At 42.5% G+C, this 18,063-nt stretch carries 16 protein-coding genes; 8 read left to right on the plus strand and 8 right to left on the minus strand.

Annotated elements, in window-relative coordinates:
- Positions 1-178: 178 nt before the first annotated feature.
- The 3 genes from PG901_RS02485 to PG901_RS02495 all read left to right on the plus strand — a co-directional run bounded on the left by PG901_RS02485 (position 179) and on the right by PG901_RS02495 (position 2,336).
- Positions 179-397 carry a dodecin family protein gene (locus tag PG901_RS02485; protein WP_105246437.1) on the plus strand — a complete coding sequence of 73 codons (219 nt, stop codon included), beginning with the start codon at positions 179-181 and terminating at the stop codon, positions 395-397.
- Between the two features lie 217 nt (positions 398-614).
- Entirely contained in the window at positions 615-1,667 is a 1,053-nt protein-coding gene (locus PG901_RS02490) for a 5'-nucleotidase (protein ID WP_271133392.1), read from the plus strand.
- Positions 1,668-1,730: 63 nt separating this feature from the next.
- Positions 1,731-2,336 (plus strand): rhomboid family intramembrane serine protease, encoded by a 606-nt coding sequence (locus tag PG901_RS02495; protein WP_271133393.1) that lies wholly within the window; start codon positions 1,731-1,733, stop codon positions 2,334-2,336.
- An 87-nt stretch (positions 2,337-2,423) separates the two neighbouring features.
- On the opposite strand, the gene PG901_RS02500 is transcribed toward PG901_RS02495, so the two are convergent.
- From PG901_RS02500 to PG901_RS02510, 3 genes are all read right to left on the minus strand, one after another.
- Entirely contained in the window at positions 2,424-2,969 is a 546-nt protein-coding gene (locus PG901_RS02500) for a hypothetical protein (RefSeq protein WP_201625361.1), read from the minus strand.
- Positions 2,970-3,204: 235 nt separating this feature from the next.
- Positions 3,205-5,073, minus strand: a complete 1,869-nt coding sequence (locus tag PG901_RS02505; RefSeq protein WP_201620087.1) for a sodium:solute symporter family protein — start codon at positions 5,071-5,073, stop codon at positions 3,205-3,207.
- Between the two features lie 4 nt (positions 5,074-5,077).
- A complete protein-coding gene (locus PG901_RS02510; RefSeq protein ID WP_201565170.1) occupies positions 5,078-5,338 on the minus strand; it encodes a DUF4212 domain-containing protein in 261 nt (86 codons plus the stop codon).
- A gap of 1,122 nt (positions 5,339-6,460) precedes the next feature.
- On the opposite strand from PG901_RS02510, the gene PG901_RS02515 reads away from it, so the two are divergent.
- Positions 6,461-7,957, plus strand: a complete 1,497-nt coding sequence (locus PG901_RS02515; protein ID WP_271133394.1) for an alanine/glycine:cation symporter family protein — start codon at positions 6,461-6,463, stop codon at positions 7,955-7,957.
- Positions 7,958-8,086: 129 nt separating this feature from the next.
- On the opposite strand, the gene PG901_RS02520 is transcribed toward PG901_RS02515, so the two are convergent.
- Positions 8,087-9,724: an electron transfer flavoprotein-ubiquinone oxidoreductase gene (locus tag PG901_RS02520; RefSeq protein ID WP_201565185.1), complete on the minus strand. Its 1,638-nt coding sequence runs from the start codon at positions 9,722-9,724 to the stop codon at positions 8,087-8,089.
- Between the two features lie 652 nt (positions 9,725-10,376).
- On the opposite strand from PG901_RS02520, the gene PG901_RS02525 reads away from it, so the two are divergent.
- The 4 genes from PG901_RS02525 to PG901_RS02540 all read left to right on the plus strand — a co-directional run bounded on the left by PG901_RS02525 (position 10,377) and on the right by PG901_RS02540 (position 14,000).
- Positions 10,377-11,114 carry a DUF1285 domain-containing protein gene (locus PG901_RS02525; protein WP_271133395.1) on the plus strand — a complete coding sequence of 246 codons (738 nt, stop codon included), beginning with the start codon at positions 10,377-10,379 and terminating at the stop codon, positions 11,112-11,114.
- A gap of 166 nt (positions 11,115-11,280) precedes the next feature.
- The gene (murI, locus tag PG901_RS02530) at positions 11,281-12,180 is read left to right on the plus strand and encodes a glutamate racemase (RefSeq protein WP_271133437.1); all 900 of its coding nucleotides are present in this window, start codon (positions 11,281-11,283) and stop codon (positions 12,178-12,180) included.
- 232 nt (positions 12,181-12,412) lie between these two features.
- Positions 12,413-13,444, plus strand: a complete 1,032-nt coding sequence (locus tag PG901_RS02535; protein ID WP_271133396.1) for a DUF4062 domain-containing protein — start codon at positions 12,413-12,415, stop codon at positions 13,442-13,444.
- Positions 13,445-13,700: 256 nt separating this feature from the next.
- Positions 13,701-14,000 (plus strand): hypothetical protein, encoded by a 300-nt coding sequence (locus tag PG901_RS02540; RefSeq protein WP_271133397.1) that lies wholly within the window; start codon positions 13,701-13,703, stop codon positions 13,998-14,000.
- 161 nt (positions 14,001-14,161) lie between these two features.
- Here PG901_RS02540 and PG901_RS02545 read toward each other — a convergent pair whose 3' ends face one another.
- The 4 genes from PG901_RS02545 to msrA form a co-directional block, all read right to left on the minus strand.
- Positions 14,162-15,634: a lytic murein transglycosylase gene (locus tag PG901_RS02545; protein ID WP_271133398.1), complete on the minus strand. Its 1,473-nt coding sequence runs from the start codon at positions 15,632-15,634 to the stop codon at positions 14,162-14,164.
- A 240-nt stretch (positions 15,635-15,874) separates the two neighbouring features.
- Entirely contained in the window at positions 15,875-16,588 is a 714-nt protein-coding gene (locus PG901_RS02550) for a DUF1499 domain-containing protein (protein ID WP_271133399.1), read from the minus strand.
- Positions 16,589-16,645: 57 nt separating this feature from the next.
- Positions 16,646-17,320: a thiopurine S-methyltransferase gene (gene tmpT, locus PG901_RS02555; RefSeq protein WP_271133400.1), complete on the minus strand. Its 675-nt coding sequence runs from the start codon at positions 17,318-17,320 to the stop codon at positions 16,646-16,648.
- Between the two features lie 121 nt (positions 17,321-17,441).
- Positions 17,442-17,963 (minus strand): peptide-methionine (S)-S-oxide reductase MsrA, encoded by a 522-nt coding sequence (gene msrA / locus PG901_RS02560; RefSeq protein ID WP_271133401.1) that lies wholly within the window; start codon positions 17,961-17,963, stop codon positions 17,442-17,444.
- Between the last annotated feature and the right edge of the window lie 100 nt (positions 17,964-18,063).

The following is an 18,063-nucleotide window of genomic DNA, read 5'->3' on the forward strand; positions in this document are numbered from 1 at the left end:
AAAAAACTATTTTATATATCCTTAATACATAACTTAACAGCTAGGTATTGTTGAGATGACTTATTAAAGCTATGATTATTACAGTTCATGTTATCGATGCAGGATTGCTAGAGAAACATGGGCTTTTATAAATGAACTTAATATCATAAAAATTAATAATCACAAGGATGAGATGATTATGACTATTGCAAAGAATATTGAAGTAAGCAGCACCTCAGAAACAAGTTTTGAAGACGCTATTCAAAAAGGCGTGGCGCGTATCGCCAAAACCGTTAACAATGTTCAAGGTGCTTGGGTAAAAGAGCAGAAAGTTGGTATTACCGATGGTAAGATTAATAAGTATCATGTCATTATGATTGTGAGCTTTGTCATTAATGAAGATACTGACCTTAGTTAATCATTATTAACAGTGCCAAATTACTTATAAACCTGATTTATTAAAAAATAAAAAGCCTGTGTATGCAGGCTTTTTTTATGTCTTTTAACCCGTCATAAAACAAAGATTTACTCATAGAAATTTCTTAACATTATAGATTGAGGTAGATGTAGTAAACTGGTCGTTTGATATTTTTAACATGATTTTTTTAACAAAGTTTTTATAAATAGAGAAAGCTATGGCAGTTGATTTTACCAATACCTTGATCGTTGCGATATCAGCAACCGCTTTATTTGATTTATCAGAGTCTGAAAATCATCTGATAGCACTATTGCAGCAGCGACCTAGCGAGGCGATTAAAGAGTTCCGCGACTATATGGCTGAGCGCGAGAATGATTCGCTCAGCATTGGAGCCGGCTATCCGCTTATTAAAGCATTGTTAAATTTGAATAATTATTGCCATGATTGCGAGGCGCAGGACGCAGGTGTCGAGACGCCATTGGTAGAAGTGGTTATCGTCTCAAAAAGTAGCCCTGATACAGGTATTCAGGTGCTTAATGCAATTCGTGAACATGGTTTAACCATTTCTCGCTCGGCATTTATATCCGGAAGCCCTATAGCGCCTTATATTAAAGATTTTAATGTGGATTTGTTTTTGACCACCAATCGTGATGACGCTCAGCAAGTTGCCGATGCCAATATTTGTGCCTGCGCGATATTAGATGCCACACCAGTAAATACCTATGAGCTCGATACTGGGCAGCTGCGTATCGCATTTGATGGTGATGCGGTATTGTTTGATGATTCAGGTGAGCTGCTTTATAAACAAAAAGGGTTGCGGGCTTTTCATGAGCGTGAAGCCGAAATGCGGGATTTGCCGATAGAAAAAGGACCTTATGCAGAACTGTTGATTAAGCTGTCAAAAATGCAAGAGCGATTGCCTGCAAGCTTGCATACTTCTCCCATGAAGATAGCATTAGTCACTGCCCGTAATGCCCCTGCGGACTTACGGGCGATTAAAACGCTACGTGATTGGGGGGTCGATCTCGATATGGCGTTTTTTTTAGGTGGACTTGAGAAAACATCGGTGCTAAAAACCTTTGCGCCGCATATTTTCTTCGATGATTCGGTCAAGCATATCGATGCTGCTCGTAGTTTTGTGCCGACCGCTTTGGTACCTTATCATTCGACCTCGTTACTTCATGCCAATAGTATTCTGACGGCTGATAAAGACGCGTCGTTATTGTCATTTAAACCTGTAGAAAACCCACTTGTTTCTGTCAGTCGTTGATAGTGTTTTTATAAAATGTAGCGCTTATATAAAATTAAGAGGCTTAAAAAGGTAATACCTAATATGAATTGGCAGCAATTATTAACCTTGGTGATGGAGCGGATTAAGCAAGTCATCGGCTTATATGCATTTGTGCTCATACCCATGTGGGGCATGTATGTGCTGAATGAAGCGGTGTTTTTTGGTCTATGGAATATTTTTGGTATTGTGCCACGAGCATTAGACGTTGGCAGTATGATTGGGGTGTTTGCATCATGGACAATGCACGGCAATTTTTCCCATTTATTGGGCAATACGTTAACGCTATTACAAATTCTGTTTTTGTTTGGGCTGTTTGAAAATAATGCTTATCGTACGATACTCAAATTAATCGTGGCGTCGGGATTGGTGACTTGGGTGCTTGGCTCGCCTTTGTCTATCCATATTGGCGCGTCGGGGCTGTGTTTTGCGATGCTTGGTTATATGATAGGCGGCGCAGTATTTGCGAGGCGCTGGGGCTACTTATTGGCTTGTATCGTGATGGGGACGGGCTATTGGTTGACTATTAAACAAGGTTTAATGCCGCAGCAAGGTATCTCATTTGCGGCGCATTTTGGTGGGCTATGCGCCGGTTTGTTGTTGGGTGCAAATTCTAAGCACGCCTATACCAGAGTAAATAATCGTCGTTAATTTTATTTTAGGCACATATGTTAAGACAGCCTGTTCAATCAAGTACGGAGATATTTATAAATAATTTTGTAAAACCCAATAAGTGGGTTATTTCTTATTGATACAAACATTGATATATAGCGGGTCGCTCTTTTCTAAAGCTCGCCACTTGGTGGTTTGCTTTACATGCTCATCGATACTCAGCTTGCTGCCTTTTTCTTGTAGCACATAATCTGCACGGGCAGGGGCGGCACAGTCAATCACTTGTGGTACTTGCTGCACACTTCTACGTCTTTCAAACAAATACAAATTGACCAAGTAAATATTTGGCGCATCGGCGTTGGCACGAGCGTGTCCGCTATCAGCGGCGATAAAGCGTAATGTTTGTGGTTTAACATATGACCAAGGACGAAACCACGTGCCTTCTTCAACTTTTTTGACCACATGAACGCCTTCTGGAAGCTGGGCGACCTGCTGACCAAACCAGCTATACTCTTGGCTTATTTGAAAGCCAAAAATACCGATGGCACCAAATAATGGAATAAGCCATCTTGGTGCTTTTTTACCGGCAAGTTTACTCAGGTGAGTGATAACCAATGCTATCCCAGCCAAACCAAACCCAGCGGCTATGGTCGCGATAAACTCAAAAAGCATAAGACTTTTCCTTAACGCCATTAGCGCATTTAATACCAATTATTAAAAACAAACCTACGATTACAAGTATGTTAAGTGCATTCATTATGTCACTTATGATCATGTTTCTCATTATTTTTACTTTTAAGAGCGATGGATAAAAAAATCACTCACAAGCAGCTGCTGCCTGTGAGTGATATATTATCGTAAAAAAACAGTTATCATTTGCACATCATTTTTTAGCTTATATCGAAGCTTAGTGATCGATTGCGCCGCCAGCGCCGCGTGGCGAACGGACGCTTTCAACCAACTCTTGGATATGGGCTGGTGGTGGCGCAGTCGCATAAGAAACAGCGAAGGCAACGATGAAGTTAAGTAATGCACCAATCGCACCAAACGATAGTGGCGAGATACCAAATAACCAATACTCTTCGGTATCAGGGAAGTTTGCCGTACCAGTGATAAAGAACCAGCCTTTAAAGACAAAGATATAAACCAAGATACTAATCAAACCTGTGAGCATACCAGCGATGGCGCCCAAGTTATTAATACGCTTCGAGAAAATACCCATCATCAATGCAGGGAATAGTGATGCACCCGCAATACCAAAGGCTAATGCAACGACCTGTGCGGCAAATCCTGGGGGATTAATACCGAGCCATGTCGCAACCACAATCGCGATAGCCATCGTAATACGCGCGACTTTTAGCTCGCCTGCATCAGTAATGTTTGGATTCAGGTTACGCTTGATTAAGTCATGACTGATCGCAGATGAGATTGCAAGTAGTAGACCAGCTGCCGTTGAAAGCGCTGCTGCCAAACCACCGGCGGCGATAAGACCGATAACCCAACCTGGTAGCTGTGCAATTTCTGGGTTAGCCAATACTAAGATATCAGCGTTGACGTCAAGCTCGTTACCTGCCCAACCTCTATCGACAAACACACCATCACGCTCTAAAGCATGCTCAGCTTTTGCTTCTTCAACCGTTGTAGTAGCGGCAGCAACATCACCACCGTCAGCGGTAGCTGCAGCCAATGCAAGCTCTGCTGCACCAAGTCCGCTATCGCTATATAACTGAATACGACCATCGTTATTTAGATCGTTATATTTAATAAGACCGGTATCTTCCCATGTTTTCATCCAATCTGGACGTTGATCATATTCGATCGCAGGGGCATCAACACCTTGTGGATAAATAGTATCGATTAGGTTTAAACGTGCCATCGCACCTACTGCCGGAGCAGTAAAATAGAGTAGTGAGATAAATACCAAGGTCCAACCAGCTGTCCAACGGGCGTCAGCAACTTTAGGAACCGTGAAGAAGCGAATGATAACGTGCGGTAAACCGGCGGTACCAATCATCAGTGATAAAGTAAATAGCACCATGTTTAGCTTGTTCGGCACGTCAGCGGTATAAGCGGTAAAGCCTAAGTCGACGACGATTTGGTCAAGCTTGGTTAAAATAGGAATGCCTGCTTCAACATGGTTTGAGAATAAACCAAGACCTGGAATCGGGTTACCCGTTAATTCAAGTGAGATAAAGACGGCAGGAATGGTATACGCAATCATTAGAACCACATACTGCGCAACCTGTGTGTAGGTAATCCCTTTCATACCACCAAGTACGGCGTAGAAGAAAACCACAACCGCCGCAATAATCAGACCAGTGGTGTTATCAACTTCTAAGAAGCGTGAGAATGCCACACCAGCACCGGTCATCTGACCGATAACATAAGTGGTTGAAGCAATAATCAAACAAACAACGGCAATCATGGCCGCAGTCTTAGAATAAAAACGGTCCCCAATAAAGTCAGGAACCGTGAACTTACCAAATTTACGTAAGTAAGGCGCTAGGAGCATGGCCAGTAGAACATAACCACCTGTCCAGCCCATTAAATACGTTGATGCCGCATAGCCGCCGGTTGCAATAATACCTGCCATCGAGATAAATGACGCCGCACTCATCCAGTCAGCGGCGGTTGCCATACCATTCATAACAGGATGTACACCGCCGCCAGCAACATAAAACTCACTGGTTGAACCTGCACGTGCCCACCAAGCAATACCGAAGTATAAAGCGAATGATAGACCTACAAAAATAATATTAATCGTAAATTGACTCATAGGGCTATTCCTCGTCTACACCATATTGTTTATCTAGTTTATTCATGCGCCATGCATAGAAGAAGATTAGAGCGATAAAGACGATAAGAGCCCCTTGTTGTGCAAACCAAAAGCTTATATCGGTACCGCCTACTCTAATACCTGACAATAATGGACGTAGTAAGATGCCAAAACCATAAGAGACTAAGGCCCAAATGACAAGGCTAACTTTAATGAGACGGAGATTGGCACGCCAATAACCTGATGAATCGTTGTGGTTCTCCATAGGACAACTCCTTTTGTCTAATATAAAAACAAGGTCACTGATTTGAGTCTGACAAGTCATTTTGCTTTAGTGTTTGTGCTACTACAAAAAGCAGTGTGACACTCAGTCCATCTTATAACCATAAAAACGGTAGACGAACGGCTAAAGCAGAATGATCAATCAGGATAAGTAACCCAAAATTATCAACATATGAGCAAATTTTTTTCAATGCTAGCGATACATACACTGATGTTAAGTTGCTGGGTACGACGACAGCATAAAATTTGCAGGATAAAATCAATATAAACCGGTTAAGAATTCATTCTTTCTTTATCTATTAACAGAGATGAAGAAGTTTTTATTAAATTAAGCGGATATAAATAGTGATATTTAAATAGGAAGGTCGGTATTGGCTGACAATCCTCTGTCTTATCATTCATATCATCTTCCCGATAATATGGCTTCAATACTTCAAAATTATTCATTCCAGTAAGTATTGCAAGCATTTTTTATAAACTTATTAGGAATATATACAATATTGACTTAATTAACAATAAATAAATTTTATTTACTTTATGTAACTAAATATTTGTTCCATAGAAACTATAGTATAACTTATGTTAGTAAAAGTTAATAAATCTCCTGTCTCTAATAGAATAGCCTACTAACACCTTATTAACGTTAAGGATTTATTCTTATGGCTATATTAATAGCTATAAGTTAAAAATAGCATTTATTTCAAAAATAAGAATCAAGAACTCATAAGCAAACGTTATATTGCCAAGTTTTTTTACAATAAATAAGCGTTATATAAAGATAGTCATACTTTCATCACTATGAATCAGTCTTAAAAGTTTTTCATTATTATTTATTTATAACAATAGATTTTTTATTTAAAGTATTTTACTCGTCAAAAGTTTATAGATATTAAAGGTTCTAAATAAAGGATTGAAATAGTTAAATAATCGCCAGTCAGTTAAAATACGCCAACATGATATGGGTGATTTCATTGCCACTTTATTGCTTAGCTTTCCAGTACTGTTAGAGAGGTCAGGAGAGAACAAAGCGTCATAAGAGGGTAGACAGTCACATTAATTAATAACATATGTTAAAAATATAGAAAGTCAGTCAGGGAAATATAGTATGAATGAAGGCATAGCAGGTTGGTTTAATAGCATCGTTAATTACGGTGTTAGTATTATTTGGGGTAATAATGATTGGTTAATCGCCAGCAATCCATGGTATGGCTTGTTGATGTTTGTCTTGATTGGTGCCGGTCTTTATTTTACCGTTGCTACGCGTTTTATTCAATTTCGTCACTTCGGTCATATGTGGCAATTATTACGGGTGTCAAATCAAGGGCGTAAAGATGGTGGTATCAGCTCATTTGAAGCGCTGATGACATCCTTAGCAGCGCGTGTCGGTACGGGTAACTTGGCAGGAGTAGCCATTGCTATCTATCTTGGTGGACCAGGTGCCGTATTTTGGATGTGGATGACGGCGATCGTGGGGATGTCGACCAGTTTTATCGAGTCAACCTTAGCGCAAGCCTATAAAGTGCCGCATAATGACAATGTTTACCGCGGTGGACCGGCTTACTATATCGAAAAAGGTTTGGGTAAGCGCTGGCTTGCGATATTTTTCTCGCTTTGTTTGTTGGTTGCTTTTGGTTTGGCATTCAACGGCGTGCAGTCAAATACCATTGCGCAAGCGACCAATGAAGCCTTTGGTGTGCCAACATGGATGACAGGTTTGGTATTGGTGCTACTGGTTGCGCCAGTGGTATTTGGTGGTTTGCGTTCGGTTGCGCGTATCGCGGGTAAAATCGTGCCGGTTATGGCGATTCTTTATATCTTATTGGCGCTTTATATTATTGTTACCAACTTTAGCGAATTCCCAGCGGCGATTGCCTTGATTGTAAAATCGGCCTTTGGCTTTGAGCAGGCAGCGGGCGGTGTGATTGGTTATGGTATTGCGCAAGCAATGATTAATGGTATCAAGCGCGGTCTATTTTCTAACGAAGCCGGTATGGGCTCAGCGCCTAATGCGGCAGCAACGGCAAAAAGCCATCCTGATCATCCAGCGGTGCAAGGTTTTATGCAAATGCTGGGTGTGTTTATGGATACGCTGGTTATCTGTACCGCAACCGCTGCTATTATTATCCTCTCTGGCGTTGTCGACCCGAGTGTCGAGCAAGAGGGTATTCAGTTAACCCAGTTAGCATTGTCGCAGTATGTGGGTGATATGGGCGTGATTTTCGTCGCGATTGCTATTTTCTTCTTCTCATTTACCTCTATCATCGCCAACTACAGTTATGGTGAGTCTAATCTTGAATTTATCTCTGGCGAGAAAAATGCCAAGGTCATGATCATGATTTTCCGCTTTATGGTTTTGGGCATGGTGTTTGTCGGCGCAATTGCGAGCTTACCTGCTATTTGGAACTTCGCTGACTTATCGATGGGTCTAATGGCACTCGTTAACTTAATAGCGATTTTAATCTTGTCACCCGTAGCGCTGCGCATATTGCGTGATTACGAAAGACAAATCAAAGAAGGTAAAACGGGCGATCAAATCAAGTTTAATCCCGATGACTTTGTGAAATTAAAAGATGAAGCCAATCGTGATGCGTGGACGGACTAGCCTTTATCCGTAAATCAAGATATTGAGCCATTAAAGATACAAACATTAAAAAACCGCCCTTATAATTAAGGGCGGTTTTTTATTGCAGAACAATTAATTATTTACAACAACAGTTATCTCAAACATGGTTTACATGTTTGGATAGTTAGGACCGCCGCCGCCTTCTGGCGTCACCCAAGTAATGTTCTGCGACGGATCTTTAATGTCACAGGTTTTACAATGCACGCAGTTTTGCGCATTAATCACAAACTTAGCGCCTTCGGCATCTTTTACCACTTCATAAACGCCCGCTGGACAATACAGACGCGCAGGCTCAGCATATAGGGGTAAGTTAATAGAGATAGGCACTGTTGAATCAGTCAGTTTTAAATGCGTTGGTTGGTCTTCAGCGTGGTTGGTATTAGAGACAAATACTGACGATAATTTATCAAATATCAATTTACCATCTGGCTTAGGATAGGTTGGCTGGTAGGCATGAGCCGCACGTTCTAGCTGATCGTAGTCAGGAAGATTGTCGTGTAGGGTAAATGGCATTTTACCTTTCAACAAGTTGTGCTCGATAAAGGTAAACGCGCCGCCCATAAACAGACCCATGCGATGTATCGCAGGCGAGAAGTTACGCGACTCGTAGTTGTCTTGGTACAGCCATGACTCTTTATACATAGTGGTATAAGCCACTACTTCGTCATGCTCACGACCAGCTTGTAATGCTTCGAAAATTGCCTCAGCAGCTAGCATGCCTGACTTCATAGAAGTATGCGTGCCTTTAATCTTCGCAGGGTTCAAGAATCCAGCATCATCACCGACCAACACGCCACCTGGGAAGGTGAATTTTGGTAATGAGTTTAAGCCGCCTTTGGTCAACGCACGTGCGCCGTAAGAGATGCGCTTACCGCCTTCTAATACGTTTTTGATGACAGGGTGGGTTTTTAAGCGCTGCATCTCATCGAATGGCGACATATATGGGTTGTGGTAAGACAAGTCAGCGACAAGACCAAAGCTTACTTGGTTGTTCTCATCGAAATATAACCACCAACCACCAGTAGAACCTGTCTCGGTCAATGGCCAACCAAGACCGTGCATGACCACACCTTGCTCGTGTTTTTCAGGTGCAACTTCCCACAGCTCTTTTAGACCAATACCGTAATGCTGAGGGTCAGAGTCTTTATCAAGACCGAAACGACTGATTAAGCGTTTGCCCAAATGACCGCGGCTACCTTCAGCGAAGATAGTGTACTTGGCAAGCAGCTCGTAACCAGGCTCAAAGCTGGCCTTGGCTTCGCCACTGGCAGCCACACCCATATCGCCAGTCAAGATACCACGTACTGAACCGTCATCGTTGTATAGAATGTCAGCAGCAGGGAAACCTGGGAACATCATGACTTCAAGCTCTTCAGCCTGTACAGCCAACCAACGAACCACATTGCCTAATGAAACAATATAGTTGCCATTGTTGTGCATTGGGGCTGGAATAAGAGGGTCGGGAACCTTGGTTGAACGAGTGGCTGAATTCAAGTAGTAGAAGCGATCTTCAGTGGCTGGCACGTTTAATGGTGCGCCTTTTTCTTTCCAGTCTGGTATCAGCTCGTTTAAAGCACGTGGCTCGATGACCGCGCCAGATAAGGTATGCGCACCAAATTCTGAGCCTTTTTCGACCACACAAACCATAAACTCATCGTTACCAGCTTCGATAGCGAGCTGACGTAGACGAATGGCGGCAGACAAACCTGCAGGACCACCACCGACGACAATGACGTCAAATTCCATCGACTCACGTTCGATTTCAGGCTCTGCGGCGACCGGTTCTACGACAGGCTCAGGTGTTTCTTTTAACACAGGAGCGTCTACCACAGAAGCAGCAGCTTCTGTCGCTTCAACTTCAGCGGCTTCTTCAGTCATGGCGACTTCTTTAGCTTCTACAGTTGCCGTTTCTGCTACTGGTGTATCAGTATTTACGGTATCGCTACTTACGATGTCACTATCAACGACTGGCGTTTGATTGTCTTGCATACCTACTCCTAAACTTGTAGTGGCTTATCTCAGGGCATCATTAGCTTAACAATTGAATAATAAGGCTTGCGGCGCTAACGTTACTCAGACATATGGCTGCCCGATAAAAACTGTCTTTGCGGCATCAATTGACGACGTTAAGATTAAAAATATCCGATATAAAAAATATCAACCTACAACGTAAAATGTGTCATTAATACAACACCCACTGAACCATTTGAAATAAAAAATCGTTACTCATTATAAAAGAAAAGTCCTACAAACACGATACGCATTTCTGGGTATCAATGTTAAGGTAAGAGTGACTGAGCAGGGGTACAATGACGATAGGCTTTCATCATACCCGAAACTAAAATTTATAGTAATAACAGATTTGCCAAACTTTGATTACTAAATAAAGGATTTTATGATGAATGATAACAATAAAAGTGTCGATATCGCTGCTGAAAATAACGCTCAAGCCCCACATGATATAGCGTCCGAGCTTAAAAATATGGATGCGCTTAGCCAGTATTTTAAGTCGGCAGCCGGCATACGTGAAGGACGCGCCATACCGCCTCTTGAGAAATGGCATCCTGAACAAGTAGAGGATATGGATTTGACTATCAAAGCCAATGGCGAGTGGTGGCACGAAGGCGTGCACATGACCCGGCAGTCATTAGTCAATTTATTTGCCACTATCTTATGGAAAGAGGAAAATGCTGGCAAGGTTGAGTACTTTTTGAAGACACCGGTGCAAAAGCTGCGTATTCAAGTAGAAGATGCACCGTTATTGATTAACGATGTCGGTATCGTTGATGAAGACGATAAGCGCTGGCTGGAATTTACCACCACCACGGGTGATGTGGTGCGTTTAGATGATGAGCATACTATTAGTCTGCGTGCTTATATACCTGAAGACGATACCAGTAATATTAATGCTAGCAGTATTTATGATAATTATAAAAACGAAGAAAATAAACCCTCAGAAAGCGATACCCAAGTTCGTCCTTATATGATGGTACGAAATAACTTGCACGCGCTGATTGGGCGTAACGCCTTTTATCATTTAACGGAAATTGGGGAATTGACAGAGCGTGATGGTGAGACGATACTAACGCTGCAAAGTGGCGGTAAGTCTTATGCATTATCAATGCCATTCAGTTAAGCATAAAACATATTTAGCATCCGATAATATTTAACATCTATATAAAAACGGCGGTAAGATAGCAATGAAAATTGCCGTAAAAGCAGCTCCAAACAATACAAGCTATGAGAGCCTTGATACAGCCTCACTGATATTTACCAATCATAATACGAATATTAAAAAGGTTATGTCGAATAATAGCGTGATAAATAATGCGGTTAAAAATGATCGCAGCGCGCCAATAGGCTTGTTTGATTCGGGCGTTGGAGGGTTGTCGGTTTATCTACACTTGGCTCAGCAATTACCGCATGAACGTTATGTTTATTATGCCGACACCTTGCATGTGCCGTATGGCAATCGCGATAGTGAAGATATTAAGGCGTTGACGCTGACAGCGGTAGAATGGCTATACCAACAAGGCTGCAAGCTTATCGTTATCGCCTGTAATAGCGCCTCAGCTTATGCATTAGAGACCGCCAGACGCTGTTATCCGCAGCTGCCTATTGTCGGTTTGGTACCTGCTTTAAAACCTGCGGTCTTAGCCAGTAAAACCGGTCATGTCGCGGTATTAGCAACGAAAGCGACTTTAAATGGGACGTTACTTAACGATGTCATCACTAACGTTGCCAGCCCCCATGCCACCAAAGTAACCAAGTATTTTGACCCAAAATTGGTTCCGTGGGTCGAGTCAGGTATGCCAAAAGACAGTAAAACCGCGCAGGATTTACGCCAACAATTGCATCTATTCACCCAAGATGGTATCGACCAGTTGGTATTAGGCTGTACCCATTATCCCTTTTTTAAAGCGTTTTTACGCCAAGAGATTGCAGAGCAGCAATTAGCGATACAAATTGTCGACTCAGGGCAAGCAATCGCTGAGCGCGTCAAGCAACTGTTGTTAACAAACCAGTTGTTGGCGTTGCCCGCCGAGGTTGCAGCTGATGAGGCGTTAAAAGATAAGGCAACAAGGGTGAATCTATCGCCGCCATTGACCTTTTATGCGACCAAATATGATGAGAAGTTAGGTGTGGTGATACAGCATTTGTTAGGTCCGCAGACTGATATACACTATTACCTTTCACCTTAAGCGGCTTTGTTTTATCCTAAGAAGCATTTTTTATCTGCTCAATAATCAGCTAGCTGTTATAATCCCGCAATATATTAATGGAATTAGTAATAAACTAAACGCATCTCAGTAATATTGTGCTAGGCTAGTATTTGCTAAACAGAATATTTGAGATGCTCCTGATTTCGTTAGCAATTTATTTAGCAATTGATATGACTATTATTTATATCACTACCTAAGCTTAGAGGTGATTGTGCCAAACCGTCGCTATCATATTCACGTCATATGCGCTGACAACGACCAGCTGTTGGTTTTAGACAGTGTGGCGATGTTTTTTCAAGCCCGCGCATTTTTAACTTATGACGTTTCTAGCAAATTACCGAAAGCGTCGTTATATGGGCGCCAGTGTATCGATGCCTGTGATTATGCGCTGATGATTATCGGTGATAGCTATGGTACGGCGCAAAATACCGGTGTTAGTCAAATGCATTTGAGCTACCTCAATGCCAAAGCCAAGCTCAAACCCTTGCTAATATTGGTCAAGAGCCACCATAATGAGGTCAATATCAGTCGGCAGCTGCAAGAATTCACCAATATGGTGACCAAAAAAGCCGATAAAATTTATTATTATGAGACCGAAAACGATATCGAGCAGTTGCTTATTCAAGCCTACTATAAAATGGTCGCCAATCATGGGGTAGAAGATGGCTGGGTAAGAGTCAGTGACGAGCTGATGAAAGCGAATAAATCGGCACTTACTGAAGAGATGTCTGCTAGCTTTTCGACCAATAGAGGGTCTAAACAAGCTCAAGAACATCCAGTTATTATTAATCATCTTACCGCTGATAGTGTCAGTAAACCCATCATACTGACCGAAACTTTTGAGGTTCAATATAAAGCGCAAGCCTATGAGGGTGGTAATTTAACCGATGTGACCAGACCCATGATTTTGTCGTGGCAAGAGGTGCTAGTCACCTTGATGAAAATACCGGCGACCTTTTCAAGCTATGGTTTGCAGAGCGCTATCAATCGCTTAATCGCTACGAGAGCTGAGGCAGATATCAAAAAGGACATGCCAAACGTTCATGCTGTGGCGCGCTGTCAGATTTCTCAAGATGATTTAAATCAATTGCAGCGTCAATTGGTAGCGGCGAACTGGATACAATTAACCACTTATGGCACGCGGGTCACCCAAGAGCTATGGAAACTCACCTACCATGCAAAAAGTCTATTGGCCGATAAAAAGCCAAAAATAGACAATCAGCCGTCGCTGCCTCTGAATTAACGCCACGTATCACTCTTATTATTAATAAATATCTTATTCAATTTATAATCAGCTAGGTTTATCTATAAAAGCCTGATTGATGGCTGCCTCTAACGATTTAGCTGTTACATTTTGCGCTCTAAATAAATTTTAAGATGCCCATGGCTACGTTTTGTAATACAAAGCATACGTCTCAATGGTTGTGAAGCTAGGCAATACCCGTAATAATGAAGCTGATAAGCACATAACAATATTGAACAACTAGGGAGAATAAATAATGAGCAACTCTAAAAAAGATACATTAAACACTGAATTAACCAGCTTGGAAGAGAAAATGCACGAAGCAAACCAGTTTCATACCTTGGAAGAGCAAGTAGCCGATATGAAGCGTCGCGGTATTGATCCGACTCAAGCCTATAAAGATTTGGATAGAAAAGAAGAAGATGCCGATTGGGGCGATGCTACGTGGAAAGAAAATGGTAGATGGGAGCCAAAAACGCCTGCTGATTTAGATGAGAAAGCACGTGAAAACTGGGATGGCGACAACGGTAAACCAACCCCGCCACCGATTGTTTAGTAGCAGTTATTTGTAGAGATTATTTAATAACAACCATTTATTCTTAAAGCCTTAAATGTATTTTATAAAAAAAAGCCACGCTAATTTGCGTGGCTTTTTTGTTAGATGGCTAACGCTAGTAATTAAATATCATAGCTTTAACCGTTCATTTTAATATCTAACTAGGAACCTTCATCCACACGCACGAGTTTCACTGTGCCATCAGGACTGGTCACACGGCGATAGCGCGTATTGCTTGATGTTGATGGTTGTACGGAGTAAGTATTAGAAGTGGATTTAGGGCTAGTTTGCTGCTGAATCAATTGTCCCATACGGTCGGCAGGCGCAGGATTTAAAGGACGACTGTTTGCTGGCTGTCCATATTGGTTGCCATACTGAGAGCTGCCAGTAGCAGCGGTATTACCAATGATTGTGCGATAAAACTTCTGTCCTGCGCGTCCATCTGCTGGGAAGATACCATGGCTCGATTGATACTCTTGAATCGCAGTGCGCGTATTATCACCGATGATACCGTCGACTTCTCCAATGTCGTAGCCGGCATTTAATAATGCTTGCTGAATTGCTCTGGATTCTTGGCGACCAATACCAGGGTCATCAGTTGGCCAAGCGGTGATAAAGTCGGTTTTACTGCTATCTTCGCGTGTAATTAAATCCGATAAATGGGCAATCGCCAGTGCATAGCTTTCTGAGGCATTATAAGAATAAAAGGTATCGAAGTTTTTACCGACTAAGAAAGCGGGACCGTCAGGACCTGCAGGTAATAATAGACCGGCACTATTCAAATCAGACGGCAGTGGACTACCGTTCGCCAATGTCAGTCCTTGATTACGCCAATGGCTGATAGATTTTTTGTCTTTACGGTTCGATGCACCCCAAAATCCGCTTGGCAGTTTGACTTCATAACCCCATGGCTCGCCTGAACGGTAGCCACGTTTATCGAGGAAATTGGCAGTAGAGGCGAGCGCGTCAGGGACACTATTAACCAAGTCGCGACGACCATCACCATCGAAATCGACGGCCAATTCTAAAAAGGTACTTGGCATAAACTGTGTCTGTCCAAACGCACCAGCCCAAGAACCGGTCATATCGCTGGGTGCGATATCGCCGTTTTGCACAATTTTTAGCGCATTGGCGTATTCGCCTTGGAAATAGCTCTGACGACGATCAAAACAAGACAGCGTCGCTAAAGATTCAAACAAAGGCTTTTTCCCCAATGTCTGACCAAAGTTGGACTCCACACCCCAAACCCCTAATACGTGCTCGGCTTTGACACCATAGCGCGATTCGATGCGGCGTAGTGTGTCTGCCCATTGACGCTTGGCGCGGATACCATCTTCCACTCGTTCCGTATCGACAAGTGACGACAGATAATCCCAGACGTCCTTTTGAAATTCGGGTTGATAGTTTAACGACTGAATAACGCTAGGGTCAGGTTGGCTTGGGCGATAGTTATTAAAGGTAAAGCTATCGACGCCGCGGAATTTGCTAGAGTTCTTTAGACCATCTAAGCACTGTTGAAACTCGCTATTAGATAAGTCTGGCGCTGGTGGTCTGGCGGCTTGGGCCGTGCTGGCAAGACTGAGGCCAACCGCGATGCTAAGCAGCGATAAAGTGGAGAATGGAGTCAAACGCATGAGAATATCCTATAAACGTCAAAATTATCATTTAGAAATGGAGCAAGGCTAATAAAGCTAGTATTGACTTAGAGTAACCAATCTCAATAGTAAAGAAAAGGTGTCGAAGCACTCAGTTACTATAAATTGACGTGAGCGTGAGGTTAGAAGAGGGTTTAAGGTAAATATGGCATTGCACCATTTTAGAGAAGTCTCTGATTTTAGTGCGGGTAAGCGGTTTTGACAGCCATTTATTAAACCCTACTTTGCCAAAATCCCGTCCAACTCCTCAATAAAGCCATGAATACGCTCGGCATTTTTACCCAAATCGCTACCTCCAACCCGTGATTTACTGCGGATATCGACCAGGCGCTCGCTACCGTTATCAGTGATACGTACGATGACATCATCTTTAAAACCAAACCACATCGTCCTATCTGTCGCTTCGATAATTCCTTGGTTAGCATCAATATTTACCAGCTGCCAACCTAAATGATCGATGACTTGTTTGGTTGCCTCGACTAGCTCAGGTTTTGATTGGGGATAATTTAATTTTTGTAGTTCAGGGTAGGCGGCGCGCTGTTGGGTTGCTACTTCTACACCTGCATACTCAACTGGGTTTGGTGCATCAGCACGTAGTGGGGCAATGGCTACAAATTCAGGCGGGTTTACCAAATCGGTCGAAATATCATGAATGGGCGGCACACTTTTGCCCTTATTCAGCATGCTAAGCGGTATTGCAATAGCAATAGTAGACAGTAGCAGCGCCATTATCGTACTGCCAAGCGTCACTGTTTTGCGTTTAAATAGGATTTGCAACACCAGCAAGATAAGGGTGGCGATACCCGCAAACACCCCAAACTTAAAACCCGTAAATGCGGTACCTAAGTCGACGACACCATACTTATAAAGTGGACCGGGTAAAGCCACCAGTAAAAAAGCGCTTAAACTGACAAGGCTCACTAAGACTTTCATCGGCTCTCTCCGTTATTATTTGGTCGCTGCTTATTTTATCCTTACTTGCTGTGCTAATTAATCTTGGTTTTTATTCAATAGCCAAACATGCTCAGTTACCGATAGTTCGGCTGCAGAATTAAGGGTTGATGACTGGCTTTCAAGCTCAATAATTTCATAATTAGCATTATAATACTGCTGTAATTGTTCCTGACTAATCGAAAAAGGTGGGCCGTCTTTTTTACTTTGATCATAGTTCAGGGTAATTAATAGCTGTGGCGCATTATTGCTAAGCTTATATATTTGCTTACTATAATCAGGGCGCATGTCTGCTGGCAAGGCTATTAATGCTGCTCTATCATAAACGGCATCAATGTCGCCAATAGCTGTAGGACTCAGTGCAAAAATATCTGCTACCCATAAGCTAATGGTTTGACCAGCCAGCTGACCTTGATAGCGCTTTAAAGTTGAGCCATCAGCAGCGCTCGTAAACTCAGTAATGGTAGGGGTTATATTTTGCTCAATAAAGAACGCTTGTACGGCTGATTCGACCAGCTCAATGCCAACGACGTCATAGCCTGCGTGAGCCAGCCACACCATATCAACCGATTTACCGCATAAAGGTACCAGCACTCGGCTACCGATGGGCAACGCCAATGTAGAAAAGTGTTTGATTAGCTCAGGGTTGACGTCAGATTGATGAAAGCCAATACGTCCTTCCTGCCAGCGTTGTTGCCAAAATTTAGAATTCATACCATTATTCCTAGCCTATCAATGCTTTAAAGGTTTAACATTATCATACCGCCAAACGCAATAAAAAAGCCAAGCGTATCAACCCTTGGCTTTTATAGCGTCTAAAAATTACGGTAATCGTTTAGCTCACCATATACTGGCTAAATTCTTTGCGCAGCTTAGCAAGTTTTGGCGGTATGGCAAAGTTGCAGTAAGCTTGCCCCGGATTGCGGTTAAAAAAGTCTTGATGGGTTTCTTCGGCTTTATAAAATTCAACAGCAGGATGAACCTCTGTGACCACATTGAGACCCATGTCACGTAGTTTATTAATGGTACGGTCGACCGTTGGTTTTTGCGCTTCATCGGTATAGAAAACCACGCTGCGATATTGGCTGCCGACATCGTTGCCTTGGCGGTCCATGGTGGTGGGATCGTGAGTAGCAAAAAACACATCGAGTACCACTTCTAAGGGTACAATAGACTCATCAAATGCAACTTTAATTACTTCAATGTGGCCTGTATCACCGCCGCAGACCGCTTCGTAATTGGCAGAAACGGCATCACCGCCCATATAACCTGAAACGACAGATTGGACGCCTTTTACCGATAAAAATACCGATTCGGTGCACCAAAAACAGCCGCCGCCTAATATAATGGTTTGCATAATTGTTCCTATTATTCTAACGATAAAATATGCGCTAAATAGTGTGTTTAATAAATAGCCCTTATCTTAAAGGTATTTGATTAAAAAATTCGCTATTTAG

The sequence above is a fragment of the Psychrobacter sp. ANT_H3 genome (genome assembly GCF_027919975.1).
In the GTDB taxonomy this organism is placed as follows: domain Bacteria; phylum Pseudomonadota; class Gammaproteobacteria; order Pseudomonadales; family Moraxellaceae; genus Psychrobacter; species Psychrobacter maritimus.